This window comes from Anaerovibrio sp. (assembly GCF_024697385.1).
In the GTDB taxonomy this organism is placed as follows: Bacteria; Bacillota; Negativicutes; order Selenomonadales; family Selenomonadaceae; genus Anaerovibrio.
The window spans coordinates 1-7,178 of record NZ_JAILFV010000103.1; the positions used below are offsets into that span (position 1 = coordinate 1).

The following is a 7,178-nucleotide window of genomic DNA, read 5'->3' on the forward strand; positions in this document are numbered from 1 at the left end:
GCCAATATTGCACCTTCTGCTGAATATCAAAGCGGTGCTTTTGCCAAGGGTATTCTGGAGGGCTACAACACAATGGATGCCATGGCCGGGCTGGCTTTTGGTATCATTGTGGTCAACAGTCTGAAAAACCTCGGACTGAAAAGCAATGAGGCCATAGCTTCATCTACTATCAAAGCTGGTGTTCTCAGTGGTATAATCATGTCGGTTATCTACCTGATGATTATTCTCATGGGTACCATGAGTATGGGAATTTTCCCTATGGCTGAAAATGGTGGAATTGCCCTGTCTGATATTTCCGGTTTTTACTTCGGTGCTGCAGGGATATTTGTCCTGGCTGGCATTGCGACCTTTGCCTGCCTGAAAACGGCTATCGGGCTGGTAACCAGCTGTTCAGAAACCTTCTGTCAGATGTTTCCCGGTGGACCAGGCTATCGTACCTGGGCATGCATTTTTGGTGCTGTTTCCCTGTTGATTTCCAATGTCGGTCTTACGGCTATTATTATTTATGCCATACCTGTATTGATGTTCCTTTATCCGCTGACCATTACCCTGACTTTGTTGGGGCTGGTGGGCAGATGGTTTGACCAGTCCAAGTGGGTTTATGGGATGGTCACCCTGTTTACTGCGGTAGCGGCTTTCTTCGATTTGTTGAAGGCCCTGCCTGAAAGTCTGGGCAGCTCCGGACTGGTGTCTTCGCTGGTAGGGTGTGCTTCGTCATATCTGCCATTCTTTGGTCATGGCTTTGGCTGGCTGGTGCCTGCTTTTGTGGGACTGGTTCTGGGACTGGTTATGTATAAAATTAAAGGTGAATGAAGGTCTGTATAGTTGCAGTGAATTAGCTGATGTGCTACAATAATTCCTGGAAATACAGATACAGTCTTTGGGGCAGGGTGCAATTCCTTACCGGCGGTACAGCCCGCGAGCCTTATGGGCATGACTTGGTGAGATTCCAGGGCCGACAGTATAGTCTGGATGAGAAAAGACTTGTATGTACATTTTTGTGTGCATTTTAGGCTGTTGAAGAGTTTCTTCAACAGCCTTTTTTAGTATAGGCTGTTCTGTGTATCGCATTTTCTGAGGAAAGAGGTGATAGATGTGCAGGATGAGCTGTTTATGCGGGAAGCACTGCGGGTAGCCCGTAATGCTGCAGGCAGGACATCCCCAAATCCCCTGGTGGGTGCTGTGATTGTCAGGGACGGAAGAATCATTGCCCAGGGCTGGCATAGAAAGGCCGGCACTCCCCATGCAGAAATTCATGCCCTGAATATGGCCGGGGAACTAGCCCGCGGGGCAACGGTATATGTTACTCTGGAGCCGTGCTCCCATTATGGGCGTACCGGTCCCTGTGCCAAGGCCCTGGTCGAGGCCGGGGTGGCCAGGGTAGTTATTGCCATGACTGATCCCAATCCCAAGGTAGCAGGTAATGGAATAAAAATTCTTGAGGATGCCGGAATTCAGGTGGAAACAGGAGTGCTTCGGGAAGAGGCCGTGAAGCTGAATGAGGTTTTTCTGAAGTGGATTACTGAAAAAATGCCTTTTGTGGTAATGAAGACTGCCATGTCCCTGGATGGAAAAATAGCTACTGCCACGGGACAGTCCCAGTGGATTACCAATGAAAAATCCCGTGAATATACACATCTGCTACGTGATACCTATGATGGTATAATGGTAGGCATCAACACTGCCATCAAGGACAATCCCAGTCTGACCACCAGGCTCAAGGACAGGCCGGGGAAACATCCTGTACGCATTGTGGTGGACAGCAAGGGCAGATTACCACTGGATTCAAAGCTGGTTACTGATGGAGCAGCCAAGACAATAGTAGCTGTTTCCGGATTGGCAAATACCGGTACAGTCCAGGCGCTGGAATCTGCAGGAGTTGAGGTCATTGTTGCCGGTGATGAGCGGGTGGACCTGAGGGAGCTTATGCTCAGATTGGCCCAAAAGGATATATGCTCTGTGTTGGTTGAGGGGGGCGGACAGCTTAATTATTCCCTGTTGGAGCAGGGACTGGTGGATAAGGTTTATGCCTTTATTGCGCCGAAGCTGATTGGTGGCCGTGATGCCCTGACACCAGTGGAGGGTGAAGGCTTTGCCGAGCTTTCCCGGGCTGTCAGCCTGACTGATGTTGAGACTGAGCTTATTGCCGGAGATATTCTGATTACGGCTAAGGTGATTAAATAAGTCGGGTGATTAAATGTTTACTGGAATAATTGAAGAGGTGGGCTCGGTAGCCGGTATCGGTTCCGGAGTATTGACCATAAAGGCAGAAAAGGTGCTCTCTGATGTGCAGCTTGGGGACAGTATAGCTGTCAATGGTGTATGCCTTACGGTGGCCGGATACGATGGAAGCAGCTTTAAGGCTGATGTAATGCCGGAAACAATAAGGAGGACCTCCTTTGCGGAGCTGAAAAAGGGCAGCCCGGTAAATCTGGAAAGGGCATTGACTCTCCAGAGCCGGCTGGGGGGCCATATTGTCAGCGGACATATTGATGGGGTAGGCAGGATTGTTTCCCTGCAGGAGGACAAAAATGCCATACTCATGAAAATTTCAGCTTCCGATGATATATTAAGGCATATAGTAGAAAAGGGGTCGGTGGCCCTTGATGGTATCAGTCTTACGGTGGCGCAGGTCACTGATGGTGATTTTACCGTTTCGCTGATTCCCCATACAAGACAGGTGACCAATCTGTCGGGGAAAAGGGTGGGCTCACTGATCAATATTGAAAATGATGTTATTGGTAAATATGTGGAAAAGCTGTTGGGGCAGTCAAATCAGAATTCCCCCTCCGGCAGTCGCATTACCATGGAATTTTTGAATAATAATGGTTTTTAAGGAGCGAAGCTAATGGCTGATTTTGCAACAGTTGAAGAAGCAATAGAAGAAATACGCAAGGGTAATATGGTAGTCGTGGTAGATGACGAGGACAGGGAAAATGAAGGTGACCTGATCGTAGCTGCTGAGAAGCTTACCCCGGAGCATGTTAATTTTATGGCCACCTATGCCAAGGGGTTGATTTGTACCCCTATGGAGGCTGAGGATCTTGACCGTTTGGAGATTTTCCAGATGGTATCCAATAATACAGACAACCATGAAACTGCCTTTACCGTGTCGGTGGATGCAATAACCACCACTACTGGAATATCGGCATACGAGCGCTGTGAGACGATAAAGCGCCTGATTGATCCGACTTCCAAGCCTGAAACCTTCAGGCGCCCGGGGCATGTTTTCCCTTTGCGCAGTGTAAAGGGCGGCGTGCTGCGCAGAGCAGGTCATACTGAGACCACTACCGACCTGGCCAAGCTGGCCGGCCTTTTCCCGGCAGGTCTCTGCTGTGAGATCATGGATGATGACGGACACATGATGCGTACTCCAAGGCTGATAGAATTTGCCAAGGAGCACAATCTCAAGCTGATTACCGTAAAGGCTCTTATAGAGTACAGGAAGCGCACGGAGTGTTTCGTGGAAAAAATTGCTGAGGCCGATCTGCCAAGCAAATATGGTCATTTCCGCATTCATGCTTATGAAAGCAAGCTGGATGGAAAATGTCATCTGGCCATTGTCAAGGGAGATGTCAAGGGGAAAAAGGATGTGCTGGTGCGTGTCCATTCAGAGTGCCTGACCGGCGATGCCTTGGGCTCCCTGCGCTGTGATTGCGGTGACCAGCTGGCAGTTGCCCTGAAGCGTATTGAAGCTGCCGGGGAAGGTCTGGTGCTTTATATGCGTCAGGAGGGCCGTGGTATTGGTCTTGGAAATAAAATGCGTGCCTATGAGCTTCAGGATGGGGGCAAGGATACAGTAGAGGCCAATGTCCTTTTGGGATTTGCACCTGATGAGCGTGATTACGGCATTGGTGCCCAGATTTTGGCAGATATGGGGCTGACCACCATCAAGCTGATGACCAACAATCCTGCCAAGCGTGCAGGGCTGGAAGGCTATGGTCTGAAAATCGTTGACAGGATTCCTCTGGAGGTGCCTACCAACGAATACAACAGAAAGTATATGCGTGTCAAGAAATCCAAGATGGGACATATTTTGGCTGAATAATTAATATGGAGGGTAATCGTGATGAAAGAGGTAAAGGTTTTGGAGGGAATGCTCAATGCTGAGGGCATGAAGTTTGGTATTGTGGTTTCCCGTTTTAACGAGTTTATGACATCAAAGCTGTTGGGGGGGGCACTGGATACTCTGCACCGTCATGGAGCTGATGAGGATGATATTACTGTAGCATGGGTTCCGGGGGCATATGAGCTTCCATTGGTATCAAAGAAGATGGCTGAGTCCGGCAAATATGATGCTATTATTGCCCTGGGGGTAGTAATTCGTGGTTCGACCAGCCACTACGATTATGTATGCAATGAGGCTGCAAAGGGTATAGCCCAGGCCAGCATGGCTACCGGTGTTCCGGTGACCTTTAGCGTTGTGACCACTGAAAACATTGAGCAGGCTATTGAGCGTGCCGGGACAAAGGCTGGCAATAAGGGCGCCGATGGTGCCATGACTGCCATTGAAATGGCCAATTTGTTAAAGCTTATCTGATATTGTTCTCGGGGGAGAGTCGTAAAATGATCATAAAAAATAAAAAAATCAGATTGTTTGTAATAGCTGCATGTGTAATGTCATTGATGGCTTCAGGGACTGCTTTTGCCGAGGAGACTGTCACTGATACTCCTGCTGCCAGTGGTAAGACCGGTATCGGAGCAAATGCTACCAACCTGCAGACAGCGTATGATTATTGGGAGCGCGGCTGTTTCAAAAAGCTGAAAAAGGATTACGATGGGGCCATTGCTGATTTTACCGTGGCCCTGGATATGCAGAAGGATTATGTGGAAGCCCTGAACAACCGCGGCCTTTGTTATGCGGCCCAGGAAAGGTTTGACCTGGCAATGCAGGATTATGACAAGGCCATCAGTCTGGCACCTGAATATGCGGATGTGTACTTTAACAAGGCGGAGCTTTATGCGGTGAATAACCGCATACCTGAGGCTATATCCGGGTATACTGATTGCCTGAAGGTTAATCCAAAGCATATTGATGCCTACTACAACCGTGGCAACTGTCATGCCATTGCCGGTGATTTTGGAAAGGCTGTAGAGGATTATTCTGCCATTATTGAGCTGGACAGTGAGTATCTGGATGCTTATTACGTGCGGGGGAATGCCTATGGGCGTATGAAGGAGTACGAAAAGGCCCTGGCTGATTACGAATTTATCCTTACAAAGTTCAAGAGCTTTTATAATGCCTACTTCATGAAGGGGCTGGTTTTGGAAAGATTGGGCCGTCATGAGGAAGCACTGCAGGTATTTGAGCTGTTCCTGAAAAAAACTCCTGATATTGATATGTATGCAGACAGAATTGCAGCTGCCAAGGAAATTGTGCAGGAATTAAAGAAGAAATAAGGACTGAAAATGAGCGATACTTTAGTTAAGGCGATTACCAAGGGCATAAGGATATATGCGGCTGTCACCACAGATCTGGTGAATGAGGCTATCCGGCGACATGATTGTTCACCTACTGCTGCCGCCGCGCTGGGCAGGACCATGACAGGAGCTCTTTTACTGGCAGCTAACCTGAAAAATAAAGAGGCCGTTACGGTGAGTTTCCAGGGGGATGGTCCTCTTGGCTACATCACTGCAGATGCGACTCCGGAGGGAGCAGTCCGGGGGTATGTGGGAAATCCCCATTTGGAAATTCCCCTGAAGGAAAACGGCAAGCTGGATGTTGGTGGGGCTGTAGGCAAGGGCCTGGTGCAGGTCACCCGTTTTACCGGTCTGGGGGATCCCATGCGTGGTAGCAGCGAGATAGTTTCCGGGGAAATTGCCGAGGACCTTACAAATTACCTCTTTGTTTCTGAGCAGACGGCTTCCAGTGTAGGGCTGGGAGTCCTGGTGGGCACTGACCGCAGGGCAATAGGTGCCGGCGGATTTATGCTCCAGCTGATGCCTGATGCTGACGAGGAAATAATCCAAAAGGTTGAGGAATCCCTGAAAAAGGTTCGCCCTGTATCCGGCATGATTGCTGATGGGGTAGATGCCAAGGGGATTATTGCTGAATTGATGGAGGGCTTTGATGTGGATTATCTCACATCTACTGAGCTGTCCTTCAGATGCAAGTGCAACCGGGAACGCATAGAGGATGTGCTGTTGAGCCTTAGTCATGATGATATGAAATCCCTGGTGGAGGATGGGCATGCAGAGGTATGCTGTCAATTTTGTGGTGAAAAATACCAGTTTGGCAAGGAAGAACTGGAGCACCTTATGAAGCTGGCAGATGGCGTGCGCTGATCAGGTGAATGTTTAGTATTGAAATGGCAAGGATAATTTCTTGCAATTATTTTTCAAAAATGATAGTATGATTGGGCAGCGGATTGTGGTGCTGTTATGAGATTCTCTCAGATGTAAAATAATTATGATTGAGGGTTGCATTCGTATGAATGCTTGTGCTATAATCAATTTGTTGTGTGTGTAGAACTAAGTACATTAAGTAATTTACCACATGTGCTGTAAAGCCCCTTCCTTTAGACCTGGGGATATAAGGCATGTCTGCCGAATTTTCGCAAGTAATTGAAGGTGGACACATGGGCAGGACATTGTCCATTGTGGAAAGAACTTGTAAGACCTGCTATTTCAGGAGGCAAGGTTCGCTATTATCCCGGAATCCTCTGGCTTCAGCCATGGGGAATATGTCAAATATATGCGATTATGCGCCGATGAAAAGTTAAGGAGGTGTGCTACATGGCAAATGTATGTGAAGTATGCGGTAAAGGTGAGCTTTCTGGTAATAATGTCAGCCATTCCCATTTGAAGACCAAGCGTTCCTGGAAGCCAAATATCCAGCGTGTTCGTGCTGTTGTGGAAGGCGATATCAAGCGTGTAAATGTTTGCACTCGCTGCCTGCGTACCGGTAAGGTTGAAAGAGCCATCTAATTTTGCAAAATATCAAAGATGATATATCATAAGAAAAGCTGATTAATTGTTGATGTTAATCGGCTTTTCTTATTTTTTTGCCTGTAACAGCATTTTAACCAAAAATTTTATAACGCCATTGTTCAAATTTTTCTTTTAAAAAGAAAAATCTTCCAATTAGCGTTTCAACGAGGTGGGAGATATGCTCACCACCTGTTAAAGCTTGTCTCCCCCCACCTATAGAGGAAGGGGACATCTTACACCGAGTTATA

8 protein-coding genes and 1 riboswitch are annotated in these 7,178 nt (G+C 47.9%); all 8 genes read left to right on the forward strand.

Annotated elements, in window-relative coordinates:
- Positions 1 to 813 (forward strand): branched-chain amino acid transport system II carrier protein (locus K6C05_RS05445; RefSeq protein ID WP_296732211.1); only part of this gene is annotated, 813 nt, incomplete at its 5' end.
- A gap of 59 nt (positions 814 to 872) precedes the next feature.
- Positions 873 to 988, forward strand: a riboswitch (FMN riboswitch).
- Positions 989 to 1,095: 107 nt separating this feature from the next.
- Positions 1,096 to 2,184 carry a bifunctional diaminohydroxyphosphoribosylaminopyrimidine deaminase/5-amino-6-(5-phosphoribosylamino)uracil reductase RibD gene (gene ribD, locus K6C05_RS05450; protein ID WP_296732228.1) on the forward strand — a complete coding sequence of 363 codons (1,089 nt, stop codon included), beginning with the start codon at positions 1,096 to 1,098 and terminating at the stop codon, positions 2,182 to 2,184.
- Positions 2,185 to 2,197: 13 nt separating this feature from the next.
- Positions 2,198 to 2,836 (forward strand): riboflavin synthase, encoded by a 639-nt coding sequence (locus K6C05_RS05455; protein ID WP_296732213.1) that lies wholly within the window; start codon positions 2,198 to 2,200, stop codon positions 2,834 to 2,836.
- 12 nt (positions 2,837 to 2,848) lie between these two features.
- Positions 2,849 to 4,048, forward strand: a complete 1,200-nt coding sequence (locus K6C05_RS05460; protein ID WP_296732216.1) for a bifunctional 3,4-dihydroxy-2-butanone-4-phosphate synthase/GTP cyclohydrolase II — start codon at positions 2,849 to 2,851, stop codon at positions 4,046 to 4,048.
- A gap of 21 nt (positions 4,049 to 4,069) precedes the next feature.
- Positions 4,070 to 4,540 (forward strand): 6,7-dimethyl-8-ribityllumazine synthase, encoded by a 471-nt coding sequence (ribE, locus tag K6C05_RS05465; protein WP_296732219.1) that lies wholly within the window; start codon positions 4,070 to 4,072, stop codon positions 4,538 to 4,540.
- Positions 4,541 to 4,566: 26 nt separating this feature from the next.
- On the forward strand, positions 4,567 to 5,400 hold the full coding sequence (locus tag K6C05_RS05470; RefSeq protein WP_296732222.1) for a tetratricopeptide repeat protein: 834 nt from the start codon (positions 4,567 to 4,569) through the stop codon (positions 5,398 to 5,400).
- A 9-nt stretch (positions 5,401 to 5,409) separates the two neighbouring features.
- On the forward strand, positions 5,410 to 6,285 hold the full coding sequence (hslO, locus tag K6C05_RS05475) for an Hsp33 family molecular chaperone HslO (RefSeq protein WP_296732225.1): 876 nt from the start codon (positions 5,410 to 5,412) through the stop codon (positions 6,283 to 6,285).
- Between the two features lie 450 nt (positions 6,286 to 6,735).
- Positions 6,736 to 6,927, forward strand: coding sequence for a 50S ribosomal protein L28 (gene rpmB, locus K6C05_RS05480; protein ID WP_296732227.1), 192 nt, complete (start codon positions 6,736 to 6,738; stop codon positions 6,925 to 6,927).
- Positions 6,928 to 7,178: the final 251 nt, after the last annotated feature.

Bases quoted from the DNA above. Each gene is read 5' to 3' on its own strand.
- K6C05_RS05470 (WP_296732222.1), top strand. From the start codon at position 4,567: ATGATCATAAAAAATAAAAAAATCAGATTGTTTGTAATAGCTGCATGT.
- ribE (WP_296732219.1), top strand. From the start codon at position 4,070: ATGAAAGAGGTAAAGGTTTTGGAGGGAATGCTCAATGCTGAGGGCATG.
- K6C05_RS05460 (WP_296732216.1), top strand. From the start codon at position 2,849: ATGGCTGATTTTGCAACAGTTGAAGAAGCAATAGAAGAAATACGCAAG.
- K6C05_RS05455 (WP_296732213.1), top strand. From the start codon at position 2,198: ATGTTTACTGGAATAATTGAAGAGGTGGGCTCGGTAGCCGGTATCGGT.
- hslO (WP_296732225.1), top strand. From the start codon at position 5,410: ATGAGCGATACTTTAGTTAAGGCGATTACCAAGGGCATAAGGATATAT.
- rpmB (WP_296732227.1), top strand. From the start codon at position 6,736: ATGGCAAATGTATGTGAAGTATGCGGTAAAGGTGAGCTTTCTGGTAAT.